At 29.1% G+C, this 22,265-nt stretch carries 22 protein-coding genes; 3 read left to right on the top strand and 19 right to left on the bottom strand.

Annotated features, from left to right (window positions below; translation table 11 throughout):
* Position 1 precedes the first annotated feature (1 nt).
* The 3 genes from CSPB_RS02385 to CSPB_RS02375 form a co-directional block, all read right to left on the bottom strand.
* Positions 2-319, bottom strand: a complete 318-nt coding sequence (locus tag CSPB_RS02385; RefSeq protein WP_089193001.1) for a c-type cytochrome — start codon at positions 317-319, stop codon at positions 2-4.
* 186 nt (positions 320-505) lie between these two features.
* Positions 506-631, bottom strand: a complete 126-nt coding sequence (locus CSPB_RS08905; protein WP_256363468.1) for a hypothetical protein — start codon at positions 629-631, stop codon at positions 506-508.
* A gap of 47 nt (positions 632-678) precedes the next feature.
* A complete protein-coding gene (locus CSPB_RS02375; protein ID WP_089192999.1) occupies positions 679-1,737 on the bottom strand; it encodes a YeiH family protein in 1,059 nt (352 codons plus the stop codon).
* 99 nt (positions 1,738-1,836) lie between these two features.
* Between CSPB_RS02375 and CSPB_RS02370 the strand changes: the two genes are divergently transcribed.
* On the top strand, positions 1,837-2,706 hold the full coding sequence (locus tag CSPB_RS02370) for a LysR substrate-binding domain-containing protein (protein ID WP_089192998.1): 870 nt from the start codon (positions 1,837-1,839) through the stop codon (positions 2,704-2,706).
* Here CSPB_RS02370 and argS read toward each other — a convergent pair.
* The 9 genes from argS to CSPB_RS02325 form a co-directional block, all read right to left on the bottom strand.
* Positions 2,703-4,298 (bottom strand): arginine--tRNA ligase, encoded by a 1,596-nt coding sequence (gene argS, locus CSPB_RS02365; RefSeq protein WP_089192997.1) that lies wholly within the window; start codon positions 4,296-4,298, stop codon positions 2,703-2,705. The two genes, CSPB_RS02370 and argS, sit on opposite strands and share 4 nt — an antisense overlap.
* Before the next feature lie 17 nt (positions 4,299-4,315).
* A complete protein-coding gene (locus CSPB_RS02360) occupies positions 4,316-4,504 on the bottom strand; it encodes a twin-arginine translocase TatA/TatE family subunit (RefSeq protein ID WP_052137668.1) in 189 nt (62 codons plus the stop codon).
* A gap of 23 nt (positions 4,505-4,527) precedes the next feature.
* A complete protein-coding gene (gmk, locus tag CSPB_RS02355; RefSeq protein ID WP_089192996.1) occupies positions 4,528-5,139 on the bottom strand; it encodes a guanylate kinase in 612 nt (203 codons plus the stop codon).
* A gap of 2 nt (positions 5,140-5,141) precedes the next feature.
* Positions 5,142-6,518: a hypothetical protein gene (locus CSPB_RS02350; RefSeq protein ID WP_089192995.1), complete on the bottom strand. Its 1,377-nt coding sequence runs from the start codon at positions 6,516-6,518 to the stop codon at positions 5,142-5,144.
* 58 nt (positions 6,519-6,576) lie between these two features.
* Positions 6,577-7,350, bottom strand: coding sequence for a flagellar biosynthetic protein FliR (gene fliR / locus CSPB_RS02345; RefSeq protein WP_033916475.1), 774 nt, complete (start codon positions 7,348-7,350; stop codon positions 6,577-6,579).
* The gene (locus CSPB_RS02340) at positions 7,341-7,985 is read right to left on the bottom strand and encodes an ABC transporter ATP-binding protein (protein WP_089192994.1); all 645 of its coding nucleotides are present in this window, start codon (positions 7,983-7,985) and stop codon (positions 7,341-7,343) included. The genes fliR and CSPB_RS02340 overlap by 10 nt, the downstream gene beginning before the upstream one ends.
* 1 nt (position 7,986) lies before the next feature.
* On the bottom strand, positions 7,987-9,045 hold the full coding sequence (gene tsf / locus CSPB_RS02335; RefSeq protein WP_089192993.1) for a translation elongation factor Ts: 1,059 nt from the start codon (positions 9,043-9,045) through the stop codon (positions 7,987-7,989).
* Positions 9,045-9,836: a 30S ribosomal protein S2 gene (gene rpsB / locus CSPB_RS02330; protein WP_033916478.1), complete on the bottom strand. Its 792-nt coding sequence runs from the start codon at positions 9,834-9,836 to the stop codon at positions 9,045-9,047. The genes tsf and rpsB overlap by 1 nt, the downstream gene beginning before the upstream one ends.
* A 181-nt stretch (positions 9,837-10,017) precedes the next feature.
* Entirely contained in the window at positions 10,018-12,858 is a 2,841-nt protein-coding gene (locus tag CSPB_RS02325; RefSeq protein ID WP_089192992.1) for an FAD-binding and (Fe-S)-binding domain-containing protein, read from the bottom strand.
* 150 nt (positions 12,859-13,008) lie between these two features.
* Between CSPB_RS02325 and CSPB_RS02320 the strand changes: the two genes are divergently transcribed.
* Together CSPB_RS02320 and CSPB_RS02315 are read left to right on the top strand one after the other, a co-directional pair.
* Complete coding sequence (locus CSPB_RS02320; RefSeq protein WP_089192991.1) at positions 13,009-13,389, top strand: HIT family protein; 381 nt, start codon at positions 13,009-13,011, stop codon at positions 13,387-13,389.
* Positions 13,373-14,227 carry a cache domain-containing protein gene (locus CSPB_RS02315; RefSeq protein ID WP_089192990.1) on the top strand — a complete coding sequence of 285 codons (855 nt, stop codon included), beginning with the start codon at positions 13,373-13,375 and terminating at the stop codon, positions 14,225-14,227. Before CSPB_RS02320 ends, CSPB_RS02315 begins: the two co-directional genes overlap by 17 nt.
* A 1-nt stretch (position 14,228) precedes the next feature.
* Here CSPB_RS02315 and CSPB_RS02310 read toward each other — a convergent pair whose 3' ends face one another.
* The 7 genes from CSPB_RS02310 to CSPB_RS02280 form a co-directional block, all read right to left on the bottom strand.
* Complete coding sequence (locus tag CSPB_RS02310; RefSeq protein ID WP_227484188.1) at positions 14,229-15,359, bottom strand: sensor histidine kinase; 1,131 nt, start codon at positions 15,357-15,359, stop codon at positions 14,229-14,231.
* Positions 15,352-16,011 (bottom strand): response regulator transcription factor, encoded by a 660-nt coding sequence (locus CSPB_RS02305; protein ID WP_033916537.1) that lies wholly within the window; start codon positions 16,009-16,011, stop codon positions 15,352-15,354. Before CSPB_RS02305 ends, CSPB_RS02310 begins: the two co-directional genes overlap by 8 nt.
* Position 16,012: 1 nt before the next feature.
* Positions 16,013-16,984 carry an NrfD/PsrC family molybdoenzyme membrane anchor subunit gene (gene nrfD, locus CSPB_RS02300; protein ID WP_089192989.1) on the bottom strand — a complete coding sequence of 324 codons (972 nt, stop codon included), beginning with the start codon at positions 16,982-16,984 and terminating at the stop codon, positions 16,013-16,015.
* Complete coding sequence (locus tag CSPB_RS02295) at positions 16,977-17,543, bottom strand: 4Fe-4S dicluster domain-containing protein (protein ID WP_089192988.1); 567 nt, start codon at positions 17,541-17,543, stop codon at positions 16,977-16,979. The genes nrfD and CSPB_RS02295 overlap by 8 nt, the downstream gene beginning before the upstream one ends.
* Positions 17,544-17,553: 10 nt before the next feature.
* On the bottom strand, positions 17,554-19,833 hold the full coding sequence (gene phsA, locus CSPB_RS02290) for a thiosulfate reductase PhsA (protein ID WP_089192987.1): 2,280 nt from the start codon (positions 19,831-19,833) through the stop codon (positions 17,554-17,556).
* 69 nt (positions 19,834-19,902) lie between these two features.
* Positions 19,903-20,583, bottom strand: coding sequence for a response regulator transcription factor (locus CSPB_RS02285; protein ID WP_033916485.1), 681 nt, complete (start codon positions 20,581-20,583; stop codon positions 19,903-19,905).
* Position 20,584: 1 nt separating this feature from the next.
* A complete protein-coding gene (locus CSPB_RS02280; RefSeq protein WP_089192986.1) occupies positions 20,585-22,261 on the bottom strand; it encodes a sensor histidine kinase in 1,677 nt (558 codons plus the stop codon).
* Positions 22,262-22,265 lie beyond the last annotated feature (4 nt).

Genomic DNA, 22,265 nt, shown 5'->3' with positions numbered 1-22,265 from the left:
ATTATTTCAATGTTGAAATATAATCATTTACCGCTTTCATATCCTCTTCAGATAGTGAAGACATTTGAAGCTTCATAACAGCACCCATATTAAATTTACCTTTACCGCCATTTACTGTTCCAGCTTTATAAGCTTTCATATCTTCAAGTCTTGTTGCAGGATCAACTTGTGTAAGTACTGGAACTTTATTTAGATAGCTTTTTTCAGCTTTGGTACCATGACATGCTATACATTTTTTAAAAATAGTAGCACCATCAGCCCCAAAAACTGATCCAGCAGTAAAACATGCTAAAATACTAGCTATAACTAACTTTTTCATTTTTATATCCTTTATTTGATTTAATTTTAAAATTATAATTAAATTTAGTAAATTTATGATTAATTAAATTGATATTATAAATATAAAAACATTTACCTTTGCCACCATTTACTGTTACAGTTTTATAAGCTTTCATATCTTCAAGTCTTTTTTCTAGCTCAATTGTTGTTAAAACAGAAACTTTGTTTAGATAGCTTCAGCTTTAGTACCATGACATGCTATACATTTTTTAAAAATAGTAGCACCATCAGCCCCAAAAACTGATCTAGTGGTAAAATTTGATTTAGCAACAAAATTATAATTAAATTGCATAAACCTATAATTAATTAAAATAATAATATTTTTATTTAACATTAATTTTATATAAAATATTTTACAAAAAAATATCCAAAAGCCAAAAGCCAAATAGCTATTATTATTGCTTGTAAAAATGGCTTAAATCCAGCATTTTTTAGCACATCTTTTCTGATTGTAAAGCCAAGTGCACACATAGCAACACTTAATAAAAATGTATCGAAAAGCTCTATATAAGGCAGTGTAAATTTAGGAAAAAAACTAATTGAGCCAACACCAACGGCAACTAAAAACCATAATGCAAAATACGGCACAGAAGATTTTAAATTTCTCTTTTTCTTTTCTTTTTCATCGCCAAATGATAAAAGTCCTATCATTATCAAAAATGGCACAAGCATCAAAACTCTAAGCATTTTTATTATGACAGAATTATTTGCACCCTCGCCTCCAACAGCAGCTCCAGCTGCAACAGCATGGGCTACCTCATGCAAAGTTCCACCCATCAAAACTCCCATATGAGAAACATCTAAATCAAATAGACCCATTTTAAATAAAATAGGATAAGCAAACATTCCAATAGTTCCAAAAACAACAACCGTGCAAATCGCAACTCCAACATGCTCGCTTTTACCTTTTATAACACTATTTGTCGCTAAAACTGCAGCAGCACCGCAAATAGAACTTCCAGATGCTATCAGTGCTGATAATTTTTTTTCTATTCTCAAAGCTCTGCCTATAAAATATCCGATAAAAAATGTCAAAAAAACCACACAAGCAGATAAAATAACACCTTTTGCACCAACATAAATAATATCATCTATAGTTATTCTAAATCCATAAAATATAATTCCAAGCCTTAAAATCTGTTTTGTGCTAATAGCAATCACGCCAGTTCTAATAAGAAGAGATGTCAGATTTCTCGCTATATTTCCAAAAAAAGCTCCAAGTATAATTGCAATTATAAGAGGACTTAATCCAAGTGTAGAAAATGGCTGCATTTTCGATAAACCAAAAGAGCACATTGTCAACACAAAGAGCAAAATATAAGCTCTATTTTTTCGTTTTTTAAAAATTTTCTCATGAGCTATCTGTTTTTTAGATACTTTGTTGATATTTTTATACATATTTATCCCTTTAGAAAGCGTGATTATAACAAAATATATTTTAATTGAATAATTATATTTTTTATTATAAAATAATTGAAAAAATCAATAAGTAAAAATATGACATTAAAACAGCTAGAATATTTTTTTGAAGTTTGTAAAAATGGCAGTATTACAAAATCTGCTCAAAATGTAGGTATATCGCAATCAACATTGAGTTTATCTATAAAAGATTTAGAAAAATCTTTAAATACGCCTCTTTTTGATAGAATTGGTAAAAATTTGATATTAAACGAAAAGGGCAAACTGTTTTACAAAGAAAGTTTACCAATAGTTTTAGAATTAATTAATGTAAAAAATAAAACAAAATATGGCAATAAAATAAAAATAAATCTTCACTCTAGCCAAAATATTGGCATGTACCTACTTCCAAAAATTCTCTTAAAATTTGATGAAATGGCAACAATAGACTTAAAAATTACAAATAGTGAAATGATAATATCAAATATACTAAACAATACCTGCGACATTGGAATCATAGAAAGCTCAAAATACAACTCATCTTTGATAACAAAAAAAATTTGTGATGATGAATTAGTTGTAATTACGGGCGATAAAAATTTTAGTCAAAAAGAGTTTTTTATAGATGAAATTTGTAATGAAAAATGGATATTAAGAGAAAATGGCTCTGGATTAAAATATACATTTTTAGCAAATATACCAAGCGGCGTAAATTTAAATATAATTATGCAAATAAATAACACAAAAACTATAATTGAATTGATTAGAAAAGAGAGAATTTTTAGCTGCATTCCTAAATTTATACTAGAAAATGAAGCTAAAAATGAGATATTTGAAGTAAAAATAAAAAATATCAAATTTATACGCTATTTAAATTTGATATACAGAAAAGAAAAAGAAAAAAATAGCACTTTTATGAATTTTTGCGATGAACTATGTAATAGTTTAAACAATACTCACAAATCCTAATGCTCCATTTTATCTTTTGCTTTTATACCCATTAATGATAATCCGGTTTTGATACAAAGTGCAACAACTCCAAAAAGTTTTAGAAGCTCATTTTCATTTTCGCTACCAACAACCCTATTATCATTATAAAATTTATGAAAGCTTGATGATAAAGCATATAGATAATCGCTAAGCTTTTGTACCTGTCTTGAGCTAAAGGCATCTTCTAAGACTTCATTTAAAAGAAGTGCTTCGAAAAGTAAATTTTTACAATCCTCGCTTAAATTTGAAAAATCTGCATCTACAACATCATTTAAATTTTTGTTAGCTTTACCAAAAACTTGATTTATCCTTGCATGAGCATAATTTATATAAAAAATAGGGTTTGAGCTATCTTGTTTTTTAAGACTATCAATGTCAAATTCTAGCTGTGTGTCGTTTTTCTTGCTAACAAAAATAAATCTCAATGCATCAGAACCTAACTCTTGTGTAACCTCACTCATAAGCACAACATTTCCAGATCTTTTACTCATCTTGTATGGCTTTGAGTCTTTAAGCAAACTTACCATTTGCATTAAAATAACTTCTAGTTTATTTTCGTCATAACCCAAAAAATGAATGGCTGATTGCATTCTTTTTATATAGCCATGATGATCAGCACCCCAGATATTTATACATTTATCAAAACCGCGTTCAAATTTATCATTATGATAAACTATATCTCCGGCTAGATATGTTGGACGACCATCTTCTCTAATGACAACTCTATCCATCTCATCGCCAAGTTCGCTTGATTTTATCCAAACTTTTTCATCTTTTTTATACATACCGCCAGTTTTTTGCAGTTTTTGTATAGTTAAATCAAGTTTATCATAAAAACTTCTCTCGCTAACCCAGTTTTGTATAGAGATATTTGCATCGCTTAAATCTTTTTTAATTATTTTTAAAACTTCATCTTTTGCCCATAAACAGAGTTTTTCAAAGTAATTTTCATCATAAAAAATTTCTTTGCCAAAAAGCTCATTTGCCTTTAGTGCAAGTTCATTTATATACTCGCCTCTATAAAATTTTTCAGGATAACTTACTTTTTCGTTAAATAAATTATCTTTTGCATATAAAATAATGGAAACTCCAAGAAGATCTATTTGATTTCCAGCATCATTTATATAATACTCCGTAGTGATATCATAACCTACATGAGTTCCAATTCTATACAATGTATCACCATAAACAGCACCTCTAACATGACCTATATGAAGCGGTCCAGTCGGATTTGCACTAATGTATTCTATAAGTATTTTCTCATCTTTTTTGTCACTTTTAGCAAAATCGCTACTATGATTTAATGCATTTAAAGCAAGTAAATTTAAAAAATTATTTGATAATTTAAAATTCAAATATCCATTTACTGCTGTAATTTCGCTAAAAATATCACTATTGACAAATTTCTTAGCTAATTCTTCGGCTATAATTTTTGGAGATTTTTTCATCTCTTTTGCAAATGAAAACGCTACTGGACTAGCATAATGTGCTAAATTTCTATCTTTAGGTTTTTCTAAAATAACATCAAAACCTAAGATATTTTTTATCTCGTTTAAAACAATATTTTTCAAAAATTTTCCTAATTTTATTATGCTTTTTTATCTTCTAATTCATCTTTTGTTTTAGATGCGACATTTTCATCATCTTCTAACTCTTTTTTAAATGTTTTAATTCCCTTACCAACGCCCTTTGCAAGTTCTGGTATCTTTTTTGCTCCAAAAAGCAAAACTATAATAATTAAAACTATAACCCAATGGCTAATACTTGAAAATCCCATTTTTTACCCTTTAATTAAATTTTTTAAGATTCTAACCAATTATTTATGCTTTCGCGTAAATTTATGTTAGAACTTTTTATACGCATACAATTTAAAATAGAACGCAAATTTTTATATGATCGCTCCAAATCATCATTTATAAAGAAATAATCATATTCTAAAATATGTTCCATCTCTCCAACTGCATTAAAAATCCTCTGTTCTATAGTATCATCGCTATCTGTGCCTCTATTTTGAAGTCTTTTTTTAAGTTCTTTTTGATCTTTTGTTGTTATAAATAAAGATGTTGTAATATCTGCAAATTTTGACATTACTATTTTAAAACCTTGAACATCTATATCAAAAATAACGATTTTATCTTGCTCTAATGCTTCTTTAACAGGCTTTAATGAAGTTCCGTAATAATTTTTATGAACCTTAGCCCACTCCAAAAAATCGCCATTTTCTATACCTTGCTTAAATTCATCTTGAGATATGTAATGATAATTTACACCATTTTTCTCGCCATCTCTAATATCTCTTGTTGTAGAAGATATAGAAAAATAAATTCCATCTTCTTCTTTTAGTAATCTTTCTAAAAGTGTGCTTTTACCACTACCGCTAGGCCCAGAAATAACTAAAATTTGTCCAGCCAACTTTACTTATCCTCAAAAGTTATATTTATATTTATTTTCATATTTTTCAACGCTTCTCTAATGCTGCTTTGACTCAAAGTTGAATTAATCTCATCGCTAATTTTGTTGGCAATATCATTCTTTAGAGAGTCATTTTTTATATCAAGTTCATCTTGAATATTTAAATTGGCATCTTCGTTTATATTTTCATCATTATCCACAACTTCTTCATTTAGCGCTACCTTCATAGCTTTTTCTGTAATTTCGCTTATATCCCGTATATCTTCATTGGATACTTGCTCTATATTTTTATCTTCAAAAGTAGATTCTTCGCTACTAAATTCAGGAACCTTATCTTCTTTTAAATTTATATCTTCTTCATATGCATTTTCATCTAAAGAATCATCTTCAATCAAATCTTCTTGCAAATCATCTTGTTGCTCATCTAAATTTTCACCAACTTCTTTAATTTTATCAACAAGTCCGCTATCTAAATTCACATCATCTTCTATAGAGTCTTCTTCTAAATTTGTCTCTACAACATTTTCTTGCAAATCATCTTGCTCTAAAACTTCATCTAAGCTTTTTTCAAAATCATATTGATTTTCTTCATTTGTTTGCATAGCCTCATCTTCTAAATTCTCAGTAGGCATCTCTTCTTTTAACTGACTTGTCATATCGTCTTGCAAGTTTTGTTCATCGCTACTTTCATCAACCATATTATCTATCTCATCTATAATGCTAGTAATTTCATCTATATCATCTACATTATCTGTATTTATATCTGAAATTTCTTTTTCCAAACTTTCTTTAAAATCATCTACACTTTGATTTTCTTGTGTATCATATACTTCGGATATATCTTCATTTTCAAATAATTCTCTATGTTCTTCTTTTATATTATCTAAATCTTCTATATCCAGTTTTTCATCAATATCTTTATTTGTGATATCTTCATTTTTAATGTTATCTTCATCTATGTTTAAATTGTCTTTTAAGTCATTTTCTAAACTATTAGACATTTCTATATCATTCATAACATCTTCAAAATCAGCAAACTTAATATCATCATCTTCTTTTGGCTCTACATCAGCAAAAGAACTTTGTGAAAAAGACTCAATAATTTCTATAAATCTAGTTGGCAAGAAAGGTTTTTCTAAAATTTCACCACCTTCTGGTCTATTTTCTAAATTTTTAGGCACCAAAAAAACAGTATGATTTGCAAGCGATGTTAAGCTAGAATCAAAATCATCTATTTCGCTATCTACCACAAGAATATCTACTTTAGAAGTAATCTCATCTTTGGAGGTAATCTCTTTAAAATCATATCCAAGTTTATTTACACTTAAGCTAATAAGCCTTGAAACAGCGGGATTATTATTTAACAAAACAACTTTCATTAATTTCTCCTTTGAAAACCAACTGTATTATTTTATGATAAATTTGATTATTAATTGCTTAGCTAAAAAATAAATTTGGTAAATTGTTCATAGCAGCTAGTAAAAGCTTTTTAAAAACCTCCATAATTATACCAAGAATTACTATTAAAACTACATATGCCATACAAATTTTTATAGGATATCCAACTATCAAAAGATTAAATTGTGGCATAGTTTTCATAAGCATTCCAAATATAAAATCAGCCATAAGTGAAAATGCTAATACTGGAAAAGCTATGATAAAACCAAACATAAATAAATTTACCACACTTTTTGAGATATATGTTAAAAGCTCTGGATTTGGATAAAAGCCGCCAAGTGGTATAAAATCAAGTGAGCTTGAAAAAAACATTATAACAACATGATGACAATCTAAAAGTAAAAAAAGTATAAGTGCTATAAAATTCAATATATTTGAAATAATGGGCGTATTTATACCACTTTGTGGATCTATAACATTTGCCATAGTTAAGCCCATAACAAAAGCGATTTGCTCTCCTGCAAGTTGTAAGGCTGCAAACACAAGATACAAAATTATACCAGCACAAAGTCCAAAAAGTGCTTCGCTAAGAATTTCAAAAACCAGATAATTCATATAACTATCATTAAAATTTACTATCTTAGCCATAGGAAAAAATAAAATTGTAAATAAAAGCGAAAGAGAAGTTTTTATTACAAAAGGAATTTGGGTATGTGAAAAAAATGGAAAAAACAAAAACAAAGCACTCATTCTAACAAAAAGTAGCATAAATGTTAAAGTATTTTGGTTAGATATAAAATTTACTAACTCCATTTTTGTAGCTGTCTGTTTTCAAGACGATAAATTTGTGAGCATTTTGAGGCTAAAATTTCATCATGCGTAACTAGGATAAGTCCACCTTTTTTTTCTTTTGTATAATCAAATAAAACACTCATAACTTCTTTTGAAGTAGCTTTATCTAAATTTCCAGTTGGCTCATCAGCAAAAATTATCTTAGGTTCTTTATTTAAAACTCTTGCAATGCTAACTCTTTGCTGCTGTCCGCCACTTAACTCTGTGGCTTTTTGGTTTAAAACATTAGAAATTTGCAATTTTTCACATAAATCTTTATCCAATTTTTTGTTATTTAAAACAGAAGCAAGTTCTATATTTTCCAAAGCACTAAAACCTTTAAAAAGATAGTGCGATTGAAATATTATACCAAAATCATTTCTTCTTATATCAAGTTTTTGTTTGTCATTTAGAGTGTATATTGATCTATTTTTATAAATTACTTCGCCAGTTTTTGGCTTTAAAAGAGTTGATAATGCGTGTAAAAGAGTGGATTTACCACAGCCGCTAATACCAAGTATAGCTATAGTATCACACTCGTTTAAATTTAAATTTACATTTTCAAAGAGCGGGTAATCATACTCGCAAGATAAATTCTCCGCTCTTAAAAGTTCCATTTTAGCCTATTTGAGCTGCTACCTCAGCTGCAAAGTCTTCACTTTTTTTCTCTAAACCCTCACCAACTTCAAATCTAATATAATTTGTTATAGTAATTTTTCCACCAAGCTCTTTACTCTTATCTTCTATAACCTGCTCGATTGTTTTTTTATCATCCATTACAAAAAATTGTCCAAGAAGTGTAAGTCTTTGATCTAAAATAGTATTATCAGCAACAAATCTATCTATTTTACCTGGAATTATATGATCCCAAATTTTTTCAGGTTTTCCTTCTGCTTTTAATTCAGCTTTTATATCTTCTGTAGCTTTTTTCATAACTTCATCACTTAATTGCAATCTACTTGCAAAATGAGGTATGTGGTGAAGCGGTTTTCCAAGCCTTGATAACTCTTCATTATCTTTTTCAAGTTCAGCTTTTAGTGCTATAAATTCTTTTTGGACAAAATCTTTATCCAAATCTTTATAGCTTATAACTTGAGGTTTCATAGCAGCTGCATGCATACAAAGTTGTCTTAAAAAATCAGCAACTTTTGATTTATCAGCACTCTCGCAAGTTGCACTTATTATAACAGCTACTCTATTATTTGAATGGATATAACCATTTAAAACACCATCGCTTTGTTCAACAGTAGCAAATCTTCTAACAACTATATTTTCGCCTATTGTTGCTATTTGAGTTTTTAAATTCTCATCAAATTTAACACCATTTATTATACTAGCATTTAACTCATCTGCTGTTTTTATAGATTTGTCTTGTATATGTTGTGCTGTATTTTCTACTAATGAGATAAATTGTGCATTTTTTGCAACGAAATCTGTTTCTGAATTTATCTCAACAACAGTAGCTTTTGTTAGTTCTTTATTTATAGCTATACTAACAAGACCTTCGCTTGCTAATCTATCAGCTTTTTTTGCAGCTTTTCCAAGACCTTTTTCTCTTAGATAATCAACTGCTTTTTCCATATCTCCATTTGTTTCAACTAGTGCTTTTTTGCACTCCATCATTCCAGCTCCAGTACTTTCACGAAGCTCTTTTACCATGGCTGAGCTTATTTGCATTACTCTTCCTCCACTTCTTCAAAATCTTCTTCACTCATAGCTTCGTCAAGAATCTCATCTTTTTCTTCTTTAGTTACAGGATCTTTCTCATCTTGCACACTCTCGTCTTGATCTCTTAAAGCTTTACCTTCGTTTATTGCCTCTGCAAATTCCGCACAAAATAGCTGAATAGAACGAATCGCATCATCATTTCCAGGAATTGGATAATCCACAACATCTGGATCGCAGTTTGTATCAATTGGTGCAACAACAGGAATTCCAAGTCTATTTGCCTCTGTTACTGCTATTTTTTCTTTTACAGTATCAATAACAAAAAACATATCAGGAAGAGTTTTCATATTTCTAATACCGCCTAGAGTGTCTATTAGTTTCTCTTTTTTGCGGCGTAGCATTAAAGCTTCTTTTTTTGTAAGAAGGTTAATTGAACCATCTTCTTCCATTTTTTCTATAACATCTAATTTTCTTATTGATTGACGAATTGTATCAAAGTTTGTCATCATACCGCCAAGCCATCTATGATTTACATAAGGCATACCGCATTTTTCAGCATACTCTTTTATAGCTAAGCCTGATTGTTTTTTTGTTCCAACAAAAAGTATAGTTTTGCCTTCAGCCGCTGCGTCTCTAACTATATTGTATGTATATCTAAAATATCTAATAGTTTTTTGCAAATCTATTATATAAATACCTTTTCTCTCACCAAAAATGAATTTTTTCATCTTTGGGTTCCATCTTCTAGTTTGGTGACCAAAATGAACACCACACTCTAGTAAATCTCTCATTGTAACCATGAGTTATCTCCTTATGCGAAAAATCGCGAAATTTAGTTTTTCCTCCACACCCCTTAACAAGCTACAATATTTAAAAAGCAGTTTGCAACCAAATTTAGGAATGGATGTGTTTGAAATGAGACTTAAATTATAGCGGAGTTTTATTTAAACTACGCTAAATTTAAGTTTATATTAAATAGTTTTAATGCTTTTTACTAGAACATCTATCTAGCAAATAAGCTATACTTTGAAAAGATATATCGCTTTGGGAATTTAGCCCTACTTCACAGCTAGAACTAGAACTAACGCCTATTGTAGCTGCTTTAAATTTTATCTCTTTGGATAAATTTTTTGTAGCACTTAAATTTAACTCTGGTGTGAAAAATCCTTTATCTCCAGCAAATCCACAACACGCAAAACTTTCTATATCAAAAACGCTATTTGAACACATTTTAGCAAGTTTTTCTATGTAATCAGATTTACCACTTTTTTTCAGCTCACACTGCTTATGAACGATTATGGTTTCATCTATTTTTTTGATATCTAAATTTGAAGATATTTTATATAAAAATTCACTTATGTCAAGAATTTTTAAAGAGCTATTTTGTTTAGCAGCCATTTTTAGCGTATGATAAAAACACGCAGAATGATCTATAACTATATCGTATTTACCGCCATTACTAGCTTTTAAAAGAATATCTAAAAATTTATCTTGATTTTGCTTTTGTATACTATCGTAATTTACAAAACCCATACCACAGCAAAGTCTGTCTAAATCTTGTGGATAAATCACATTTACATTAGCTTTTTTGCATAAACTTTCAAAAACTTCTTGTAAAGCCCTAGTATCACGCATTTTTTTGTTTGGTGCAAAGCCTCTGTTTATACAGGTTGTAAAATACACAACGCTAGTTTGATTTTGTGATGAAATTTGGCTTTTTAGCTCATAAGTATTTGCTCTTGGCATAACGCTTGGTGCATAAGGAAACATAGGAATTTTTGAGTGGATTGCTGAAGTAATTTTAGATATATTTTTTTCTCCTATTACTTTACTAGCAAGTTCATCTGTTTTTAGTGCAAATTTCGCTATTTTCACTGTTTTATCTATGTTGTTATAAATTTTATTTGCTAAATTTAGTGTTTTATCACTAGCTGCTTTTCTTAAACTAAGTGCTATTTTTGCTGTATCTATGCTAAGAGGACACAAATCTTCGCACATAGAACAAGCTGCACAAGTTTCAGCACCATAATACTCAAAACCTTTTTTTAACTCATCTGAAAGTTTGATATCGCCATCTTCTAATGCCCTTTGCTGCTCTCTTAAAACTCCTATCCTTTGCCTAGGCGTTAAAGTGATATTTTTTGACGGGCAATTTCTCTCACAAGCCCCACATTCCATACAAAGATTAAACAAATCATCAATTTGCGACATTACCTTCATATTTTTCTTATAAATTTGCGGATCATCTGTTATGATAACATCTGGATTTAGCAAAAATTCCTTATCAAAAAGCTCTTTGACTTTTTTATTTATCTCATAAGCTTTCTTACCCCATTCAACCTCAACAAATGGTGCAACCATCCGTCCAGTACCATGTTCTGCTTTTATACTTCCACCCATATTTGCTGTCTCATAAGCCATATCTTTTACTAAATTTGAAAAATTTTCATATTCATTTTTATTACTTAAATCAGGTGTTATGACAAAATGCAAATTTCCACTTAATGCATGACCAAATATCACTCCGTTATTTTCAAATCCGTATCTTTTAAAAAGATTTTTTAGCATAATCACGCCATCGCAAAATTTATCTATTTCAAAGCAAACATCTTCAACTATAACAACGCTTTTTGACTTTCTGGCTCCAGCTGCAATCGGCAAAATTCCCTTTCTTATAGCCCACCAGCTGTTGTATTCATCTGGATCCTTTGAAATCAGAGTTGACATGCAAACAGGTATATCTTTAAGGGTTTGTTTTATAACTTTTAAATTTCTATCAACAATCTTTTCATCACTGCTTTGAGTTTGTAAAAGTAAGCAAGTTGCACCCTCTTTTACATTTTTTAAAAACTCAGGAACATTACTAAGATTTGCTACGCTTTTTAAACAAGCATAATCCATCATCTCGGCTGCAACTACCTCTTTTTTATCAAGCGGATTTATAGCAACCACTGCCCTGCTTGCATCTTCTAGCGTTTCAAAAAACATCAAAGCACAACCTTTAAACTTAGGATCATCAATGCAGTTATATGTAACTTCGCTCACAAAACCCAAAGTTCCTTCGCTTCCTATGAAAATATGGTTTATAATATCCCTGATATCACTAAAATCAACAAAAGAATTTATACTATAACCTGTTGTATTTTTAATCTTAAATTTCTTTTCGATTAGTTTTTTAAGCTCATCATCTTTATAAATTTCATTTCTAATATCCAAAAGACCATTAACTAAATCTTTATGAGTATTTAAAAATTTACTAAAACTAACCTCATCTGATGTATCAAGCAAAGTTCCATCCATCAAAATCACTCTTAGCGAATCAATCGTTTGATATGAGTTTTGATAAACACCACAACACATTCCGCTTGCGTTATTGTTTAAAATACCGCCAATTAATGCAGTTGCTATAGTTGCAGGGTCTGGACCGATTTTTTTACCATATGGCTGCAAATATTTATTAGCATCACTTCCGATAACACCGCATTGAAGAGTGATTTTATCTGCATTTTTTAAAATTTTATAATCTTTCCAACCATCATTTGCTATGATTAAAACACTATCGCTACAGCATTGTCCTGATAAAGAACTTCCAGCTGCTTTAAATGTTATAGGAGTTTTGCATTTCTTTGCAAGATGGATTAATTCTATAACCTCAGTTTCATTTGCTACTTTTACAACAACTTGAGGTATATATCTGTAACAAGACGCGTCTATTCCATAAGCATATCTAAGCAAATAACTATTAAAAACTCTATCTTTTGCTATCTTTTTAGCTTTTTGGATAAACTCTTCGTAGTTTGCCTCTTTCCACTTTAGTTCCATAAAAACCCTCCTTATTTTGTAATTTATATAGATTTTATATACTTTACGCTTAGTTATAGTTTTGAAATTACAATTAATATAAAATTTAAGCTATATCCTTAAATGCTAAATTTATGATATAATGGATTTTAAATTTAGCAAGGAAATGCCGTGATTTACGAAAATGATTTGATATATGTTGAACAAGAAGTTAATGAAATTCCATGGGTAAAAATTTTCACAAAAAAAGAGTATAAAGAAATTAGTGATTGTGAAGAATTTACACAAAAAGCTATTTTTAAAGCCGCAATTTGTGTTGAAAAAACTATGATTAGTTTTTATAATCCAGATAAAATAAATATGGCTAGTTTTGCAAATTATCTACCAAGGGTACATTTACATATTATGGCTAGATTTAAAAACGATAGTTATTTTCCTGAATGTATGTGGGGTAAAAAACAAAGAGATGCTAAGTTAAATTTACCAAGCTTTGATAAATTTAGTAAACTTTTAAACAAAAATTTAAAGGAATGTTTTGAAAAAAACTCTTAAAAAAATTATACTAATAATTGCTGCTATTTTCATGGTTATACTTGGAGCGCTTTTTTATAAATTTAAAATCAGCGAAGAAGAGCTTATCGTAAAACAATATTTTGACATCAACTCAGAAATTTTACTAAACACTATAAAAGAAGATAACATTAATGCTATGACCCTTTCTTTGATACTTTCGCAAAATGAAGATATAAAACAATGTCTTTTGTCTCAAGATAGACATTTTTGCTATACAACACTAAATAACTATATAGATATATTAAGCAAAATTCCACTATATCAAAACATTATGCTTCACACACATACAAGCGAATTAAAAAGTTTGGTAAGAAGCTGGAATTATAATAAATTTGGCGATGATTTGACTAAATTTAGACACACGCTCTTAGAGGTAAAAAATTCTAAAAAATCAGTTTATGGCATAGAAGCTGGAAGATGTGGAGTTTTTATAAGGGGAATTTCTCCAATTTCGTATGATAGTAAATTTTTAGGAAGCTTGGAAGTTATGCTTGATTTTAACCATTTAGATACAATAGCTAAAAGAAGAGGATATGATATATTTGTGCTTGTTGATCAAAAGTATTTTTCAGAATGCTTTCAAAGAAACTCACTTGTTAAAAATTACGCCATTTTAAATGAAAGCAGTGCAAATCTAAACATACTAACTACGCTAAAAAAATTTGACTTTGAAAATGAAGAGTTTACAAAAATAAACTCAAATTATTTTTGCAAAATAGAACTTTATGATATAAAAAACAACAAAATAGGATTTATAGTACTTCACTTTAACAAAGATAAAGTAGAAAATGGTGTATCAAAATTAATGCAATACTAAACTAGATATTATCTAGTATTTTATCCATATAAATGGGTATTTTATAGCTAAAAATACTACCTTTTGTATAAACTGATTTTACATCATATGAAATGCCATATTTTTTGCATATTGATGAGATGATGTTTAAACCTAATCCAAAACCACCTTGAGAATAATCTTCTCTTGTGTAGCGTTTCCAAATTTCGTTTGTATCTTTTATGCCGCGTCCAAAATCCTCAACACTAAAAAGTATAAAATCATCATTTATTTTAGTTAAATTTATCAAAATTTTACTATTTTCTTTAGAATACTTTATAGCGTTTGAAAGGTTGTTATCCACAAGCCTTGTAGCCTCAATCTCACTCATAAAAATTTCTAAATTTTTTTCAATGTTAGTTAATATTTTAATATTTTTAACATTTGCTATAGTGCTTATAAACTTAACCCTAGAGAGCAAAAAATATGAAAAATTTATCTTTATTTTAGGAAGATTAGTATAAGAATTTTTTATAAAAAACTCAACATCTTCGTAAGTTACTTTCATCTCTTTTAATGCCGATTTTATGCGATGTGTGTGTTTATCTTTGTATCCAAGCATTTCTAAATTTATAGTTGCTATGCCAAGTGGAGTTTTTAATTCATGCATGGCGTCGTTAAAAAACATATTCATAAGTCTTTTTTGTTCTTGATATGGTTTTGAAATACTTTCATAGCTTACATACATAAGTGCAAATACAACAACTATCGTTATTATAGCCATGAAAGTTGCTAAAAATATAAATTTAGTATAATCTAGCTTTTTAGCAACTATCAAAAACAACAAATCCCTATCATCGATAAATGATGTTTTGTAATACAAATACCCATCGCTTTTTAAAATTTGAAAATCTCTATTTTTAGGTGGTATAGAAAGCTTGGAGTATAAAACATTATCATCTTTATCGTAAATGCCAAATTCGTATATAAGTGTGCTTTTGTTTTGTATATTTTTGATATCATGTATTATCTCTTTGCTTTTGTAGATTAAATTTAAAATCTCTGTATTTTCATCTTTTTTAGAACTTAAATTTACTATTTGTATTCCTTGAAAAATAAATAGTAGCGTTATACAAATAGCAACAATTATAGGTATATTTAACCTTTTAAGCATTTATTTTGTATCCAAATCCTCTTGAAGATACTATAAAATCATCATAAGTTTTTTGTCTAATTTTACTAATATGAACTCTTATATCTGCACTATCTACATTTTTATCTTCCCAAATTTCATCTATAATTTCAGCTATACTTACAAATGAGCCTATTTTGCTTAATAGATATTCTATTATAGATATCTCTTTATTTGTTAAAACTATATCTTGATTTTTAAATTTAATAACTTTTAAAATAGTATCATATTCATAGTTATTTGAAAGTTTTATAATATTTTTGTCATCTTTGTTATAGTATTTTCTCATAAGCTCATTAACTCTAAATTTAAGTTCAGCTAACTCAAATGGCTTTTTTAGATACTCATTGCAACCAAGTTCATATCCATAAGATAAATCCTCTATACTAGTTAAAGATGTCATTATCATTATAGGGGTTTGTAAATTTAGGTTTTTTGCATATTTTATAACTTCATGACCTGAAATCTCAGGAACTTTTATATCTAAGATTAAAAGATGGTAGCTTGAAGCAGCTATCTTATCACACGCTTCAAGCCCATCACCAGCCTCATCAACTTCGTATCCAAGAGTCTCTAAATACTCTTTTATGCTAAGTCTATAAGCATAGTTATCTTCAAGTAATAATATCTTTATATCACACTCCTGTAAATAGTTGCCCTGCATAAACTATATAATATCTTAAAGCAATCACGCCAATTAATACAACAACAGAATTTAAGATTATAAATCCTGGTTTATACGCGTGATTTTTAAGAGCTGTAGCTGCGATTATAATAGGTGTTAAAAGACCGATTCCTACAACAACTATCCAAAATAATTTACCATAATACGGATCGCTAAGTGCTTGAGAAGCAGCAACCGCACTTTGTCCGCCTTGGAAATTCATTCCTATAAATAAAATTAAAAGCAAAGGAAGCTCAAAAAGTATAGCACGCAAATCCAAAACTAAAAGGTATTTTATGCTATCTTTGTTTAATGAACCTTTAAAAAACGCCATACCTATAAGTATGTTCGCAGCAATGCCACTTGAAAATCCAGAAACTAGAAACAAAATAGGTAAAATAGGAGTATTCCAAAGTGGAATTTTGCTAATAGCACTAAGCAAAAACCCTGTATACATTCCTACACAAATTGCAAGTATTAATAAAATATACTCAACTAATTTTGATATACTAGCAAAACTTCTAATTATCCTAGGTATAAAGCTAAATACCGATAAAGTTCTACTTTTTTCAATGCTATTTTCAAAAATAATAAAAGCAAAAAGCACACTAAGTGGCGTATAAACAAGCAAAAACAATACACCAAGACTCATAACAGAACCAAAATTATACGATATAAGCAACCAGTAAAAACTAAGTGGTTTGCCAAGATCAAATATAAGTAGCAAAAGACCAATTATTATAGTAACAGGTGCTGTTATTGCGCCAGCTTTTACCATAGCATCCCAGATAGAAGAGGTATTATCTGAATGTTTGTTCCATTTTACAAGAAGTGCAACTATCGTACAACCCGCACTAAGACCTGCTAAAAAAAGATACACAGCAATTGGCCAAGGCCAGTAAATAGCACCATATTGTGCCATATCTCCCCACATATTATTCATGATATCCTCCTCTTGTATTTTTTATATATCCTAAAGACGGCTTTGTTCCTTTATGAGCTTTAGGATAAATTACAGCATTTGTAGACATTGCTTTACTTACTTCACTATTTTTATCATTTGCATCACCAAATATAAGTGCATTTGTAGGACAAACCGTAACACAAGCTGGTTCAAGCCCTTTTGCAAGTCTTGTTTCATAACAAAATGTACATTTTCCTATAACTTTACTAACTGGATCAACAAATCTTGCATCATAAGGACAGGCTAAAACGCAGTATTTACAGCTAACACAAGTTCTTTCATCAACCAAAGTTATACCATCTTCAGTTTTAAAACTAGCTCCCGTTGGACAAACATCCACACATGGACTTTCTTCACACATAACACAACTTTGTCTTTCAAAATTTGTTTGTAAATTTGGAAATACACCTTTCATATTTGCGTGTACTTGAAGCCTATAAACACCATCACTTACTTTGTTTTCATTTCTACATGCAACAGAACAAGCTTGACATCCTATGCATAAATTTTCATCGTGTATCATTACATATTTTTTCATTTTATCCACCTTACAACTTTACAATATCAACGCCAACATTTGTAACCATTGTGCCACAAACTGCACCATCAGCTGGATTTAAAATCTTACTTTGATTAGTTCCATCACCATAAGTTCTCTTAAGTTCTTTACTAATATGCCCAAAGCCATGATAAACAAAAAGCGTATCTTCTCTTATGCCCTCAGTTACAAAAACGGTTCCTTTTTCTTCGCCAAATTTATTTTTTAGCATAATCTTGTCACCTGTTTTTAGATCTTTTTTATTTGCTGTTTTTGTATTTATCCAGATTGGTGCATCATTCATCATATCGTTTAAAATTTTGATATTTTGCGTATGTCCATTTGTATGGATAGGTGTTTTACCGCTCATTAAACAAAGCTCATGTCCATCAAAAACATCCATATTGTTGGTATTAAGACAGCCTTCTCCTGGAAGTTTTTCTTCAACTTGCAACGAAAATAGTTCTATCTTTCCGCTTGGAGTTTTAAATTTCATTTGCGAACTCATCTCACCATTTTCATCTACAAATTTAGCCGCATTTGGATATTTTTCTACAAATTTAGAAATATAACTTGCCTCTCTATAATAAACTTGTGGAACTTTCCATGAAACATAACCATCTTTTATAAGAGATTCTAGGAGTTTTGCATCTCCTTTTGCTTGAATCATTCTAAACTCATTTATATCATTGTATTTATAAAGACTATCAATGTTCATAATCTTAGCAAGTTTTCTAAATATCTCATATCCGCTTAAAGTACCATTTATTGGCTCAATTGCTTTTTGACGCATATAATACCCAGGTGCTGTACCTGATTTGTCTTGTATGCTTTCATCTCTTTCAAGATAAGTCGCTTCTGGGAATACAACATCAGCATATTGACTAAAATCACTCATATAAATATCAATTGACATTACAAAATCAAGTTCATTAATCGCTTTTATGACATCTTGTGTTCCAGCAACATTTATAAGATGATTAAATCTAGTATTTACCCAACCTTTTATAGGATATGGTTTTTTATTTAAAATAGCAGGAGCTATATCCATCAAAATACCATGTTTTCTAGGAATAAAAAAATGCCTACTTCCATCTTCTCCACAACCATCTATTCTAGGTGTTTTTGGAACTTTAAACTCGCTGTTTGGATTTGATAAAACAGGAAATAAATCTTCTCCACAAAGCTCGTTAAATTTCTTAGCATTTTTGCCAAAAAATAGTCCGCCTTTTTTTTCAAAATTTCCCATCAAAGCATTTGCTATAGCTATAGCTCTTGTTCTTTGATACTCAGCCCTTGTTGTGGTTGTTTTATGACCCCAATCAATGATAACTTGTGGTGCTTTTGAATAAATTTCATTAGCTATTCTCTCAACACTCTCAGCACTTATGCCAGTTATTCCTTCTTGCCATTTTGGAGTAGAGTTAGCTACACTTTTTGCAAGCTCGTCAAATCCTATTGTGTAATTTTCAATAAATTTTTTATCATATTTTTCATCTCTTATCCACACATGAATAAGTGCCATTACAAATGCTAAATCAGTTCCTGGTTTTACAGGCAGCCACTCATCAGCCTTAGATGCAATAACGCTAAATCTTGGTTCTAAAACTAAAAGTTTAGTATCTTTTTTATCCGCAAAAGCCATAAGTTTTTTAGTATCTGAAATGTTAATACCTTCAAATAAATTATGACCAAAATTTACAATATATTTTGCATTTTTAAAATCTCTTTTTGGTGATGTTCCAAATGTGTGCGGAATAGCTATTTTTTCTGTAATCGGACAGCAAGACCAATGTGAAAAAATATTTGGGCTTCCGTAACTACAGGCAAAATTTGTCATTTGCTCATGACTTTCTCCACTTTTTGAAGTAAAAACAACACTTTGCGGACCGTATTTTTCCTTGATTTCATTAAGTTTATCAGCTGCAAATTTAAGTGCTTGTTCATAACTAACCTCTTTCCATTTACCCTCACCTCTTTTGCCGACGCGAATTAAAGGCTTAACAAGTCTTTCTTTATCATAAAGCTGATTAACTCCTGCTCCACCTCTTGCACAAACTGCTGTTTTATTTGATGAAAATTTTGGATTTCCTGTTATAAAGGTACATTTACCCTCTTCAACTCTTACCTCAACAGGACAACGAGATGAACACATTTCGCAAATGCTTTTTACACTTTTACTTACGCCAGTACCCTCAACTATATCTTTTGCACTAGCTCCTAAATTTAGCTCAAAAGCTGCTAATGTCCCAATGCCTGCTGTGCCTTTTAGAAAACTTCTTCTATCCATTTTGCACTCCTTTTTTTATTGGTATGGAGTAATGTTAGACAATCATCGTAAAATTAATGTAAAATAAATTTAGCTTTTTAAAATATATCCAATTGATGAAATGTTTTCTATTTTTACATCAGCAAGTTGTGATTTTATACGCTTTATAGACATTTGAAGAGCATTTTTACTAAAATTTTCATCATTATAAACATAACTTTCTATAAGTTCGTAACTAACAACATTGTTTAAGTTATATAAAAATAGCCAGAAAATTTTATGATTTTTTTGTGATAAAAACACCAACTCATCATCAAGATAGATATTTTCATTACTATAATCAACGCTTACTCTTTTACTAATTTGTTTTTTCTCGCTTTTGATATTTGACAGAGCAATTATCAGCGAACTTTGTATAGTAAGCATGTTTAATGGTTTTCTAATAAAATTTAAAGCACCGTGTTTTATACTATTTAAGAAATTTTGATCGCTATCATATGATGTCATAACTATGAAATTTTGATTTGGCTTTATAGATAAGATTATTTTAATCATCTCAAATCCATTTAAATTTGACATATGCAAATCCGTTAAAATCATATCTATTTGATTTTTTTTAAAAATTTCAAGTCCTTCTAAACCATCACGAGCTAAAAATAGCTTTTTGCAATATGGCTTTAAGCCTAATTCTAACATACTTAAAGCAATTTCGTCGTCTTCAACAACCATTATAGTAAAATTTTCAAGAAGTTTTAATGTAGAAAGTTGCAAATTAGCTCCTTAAATTTATTGGTATATTTAGAGTAAATTTTGTTGGGTTGCGTGAAGAAATAAGCTGTAAATCGCCTTTTAGTTTTTGCACACAAATAGTTTTTGCAAAATATAATCCAAGACCAAAACCTAATTTTTTATTTGTCGTTTTATCCTCGCTAAAAATTTTTTCACTAAGTTTTTCATCAATTCCATCAGCAAAATCACTAACGCTAATCTCAACAAAATCATCTACTTGATTTATCTGTATATAAATTTGACGAATAGATACTTTTTGTGAGCTTATTATCGCATCTTTTGAATTTTGGATCAAAACCAATAAAATTTGTTGAATAAAATTTTCAATACTAACAACTTTTATGTCATTTTTAGATTCAAATTTAATTGTAATATTGTGATGAGAAAGCTCACAATGAGTCGCAAAAATCAATGATTTTATAGATTCATTAATCCAAAATTCGCTTATTGCATCGTCATTAGAATAAAAATTGCGAAAAATATTTATCGACTTATCTATCAATTCAATCTGTTTAAAACATAAATCTAAATTTGACTTCAACATATCGTCATTTAAATTGTGATTTTGACGAAAAAATTCTGTATTTGAAAGTATTAAACTAAGTGAATTTATTGGCTGTTTTAACTGATGATTTATGCTTGTAATAAGCGTGCCGATTTCATTTAATCTAGATTTTCTAGCTAGCAAAATTTCCATTTGATTTTTTTTAATAACAAATTTTTGAATAATAAACTCATATCCTAAATTTAATACAAGCATAAAAAATATAAAAAATATAAATAACACAATGCTGTGTTCAAATATGGTTTTAAAATTTTGTTTTAAAAAATTTTCATTATTTACACCAACACCTATTTTCCAATCAAATCTATCTATTGTGCTTAAATTTATTACATCATTATTTATTTTGATAATTGTTTCATTATTATCTAGTTTTAAGCAAGTCTCTGAAATTTCGGCTATTAAATTTTCATTATCTAATTTAGTAAGAATTTTACCACTTTCATCAACAATAAAATAGTAAAAATGCTTAGGTGGCTTAATTTGCTTGATTTTATCAAACAAACTTTTCGCTCCAAGAATTCCACATACCACACCTTTAAATTTATCTTGATCGATAATAGGTGTGCAAATATTTATAGTTCGTTCTTTTAAAATCGCATGTTTTGTTTTGTTGTTTATAGTTGTTTTCATCATAGATTTTGTTTTTACATACCAATCAAGCGTTCTTGCATTATTTATATTTGCAAAAGAATTTAGACTTTTGTTATGCTCTAAATCAAAAATTTTATCAGAATTTACAAAAAAATATTTATCATCAACATAAATGTGAATAAAGTCAAAATTTGGTGATGATTGAAGAAAATTTTTGTTAAATTTTATAATTTTATTTTCATCTTGATAGATTTGATTATTTTGTAAATACGCAGTAGCTGCTTCTAAACTTTTTATCTGCTCTTCTATCCAGAGAGAAAGAGAGTATTTTAATCTTTGAGTTGTCAAAATACGATTTTGTTCTATTTTTTGATAAACATCTTTTTTTATGTTTAGAAAAGTTACTATTAGTAAAAACATAAAAACAAGTGAAAAAATAGCCATTGTATGATATATTTTATAATTATCTATATTTAAAATTAAATTTTTAATAAATTTTTTCATAAAA

It is taken from the genome of Campylobacter sputorum (genome assembly GCF_002220775.1).
GTDB classification, from domain to species: domain Bacteria; phylum Campylobacterota; class Campylobacteria; order Campylobacterales; family Campylobacteraceae; genus Campylobacter_F; species Campylobacter_F bovis.
The sequence above is the reverse complement of the archived record's forward strand: the minus strand, read 5'-3'. Positions and strand labels throughout refer to the sequence as shown.

What these genes read in the sequence shown, in the direction of transcription:
- CSPB_RS02385 (WP_089193001.1), bottom strand. Translation starts at nt 319, where the DNA reads ATGAAAAAGTTAGTTATAGCTAGTATTTTAGCATGTTTTACTGCTGGA.
- CSPB_RS08905 (WP_256363468.1), bottom strand. Translation starts at nt 631, where the DNA reads ATGCAATTTAATTATAATTTTGTTGCTAAATCAAATTTTACCACTAGA.
- CSPB_RS02375 (WP_089192999.1), bottom strand. Translation starts at nt 1,737, where the DNA reads ATGTATAAAAATATCAACAAAGTATCTAAAAAACAGATAGCTCATGAG.
- CSPB_RS02370 (WP_089192998.1), top strand. Translation starts at nt 1,837, where the DNA reads ATGACATTAAAACAGCTAGAATATTTTTTTGAAGTTTGTAAAAATGGC.
- CSPB_RS02360 (WP_052137668.1), bottom strand. Translation starts at nt 4,504, where the DNA reads ATGGGATTTTCAAGTATTAGCCATTGGGTTATAGTTTTAATTATTATA.
- CSPB_RS02350 (WP_089192995.1), bottom strand. Translation starts at nt 6,518, where the DNA reads ATGAAAGTTGTTTTGTTAAATAATAATCCCGCTGTTTCAAGGCTTATT.
- fliR (WP_033916475.1), bottom strand. Translation starts at nt 7,350, where the DNA reads ATGGAGTTAGTAAATTTTATATCTAACCAAAATACTTTAACATTTATG.
- CSPB_RS02340 (WP_089192994.1), bottom strand. Translation starts at nt 7,985, where the DNA reads ATGGAACTTTTAAGAGCGGAGAATTTATCTTGCGAGTATGATTACCCG.
- tsf (WP_089192993.1), bottom strand. Translation starts at nt 9,045, where the DNA reads ATGCAAATAAGCTCAGCCATGGTAAAAGAGCTTCGTGAAAGTACTGGA.
- rpsB (WP_033916478.1), bottom strand. Translation starts at nt 9,836, where the DNA reads ATGGTTACAATGAGAGATTTACTAGAGTGTGGTGTTCATTTTGGTCAC.
- CSPB_RS02325 (WP_089192992.1), bottom strand. Translation starts at nt 12,858, where the DNA reads ATGGAACTAAAGTGGAAAGAGGCAAACTACGAAGAGTTTATCCAAAAA.
- CSPB_RS02310 (WP_227484188.1), bottom strand. Translation starts at nt 15,359, where the DNA reads ATGCTTAAAAGGTTAAATATACCTATAATTGTTGCTATTTGTATAACG.
- nrfD (WP_089192989.1), bottom strand. Translation starts at nt 16,984, where the DNA reads ATGAATAATATGTGGGGAGATATGGCACAATATGGTGCTATTTACTGG.
- CSPB_RS02295 (WP_089192988.1), bottom strand. Translation starts at nt 17,543, where the DNA reads ATGAAAAAATATGTAATGATACACGATGAAAATTTATGCATAGGATGT.
- phsA (WP_089192987.1), bottom strand. Translation starts at nt 19,833, where the DNA reads ATGGATAGAAGAAGTTTTCTAAAAGGCACAGCAGGCATTGGGACATTA.
- CSPB_RS02280 (WP_089192986.1), bottom strand. Translation starts at nt 22,261, where the DNA reads ATGAAAAAATTTATTAAAAATTTAATTTTAAATATAGATAATTATAAA.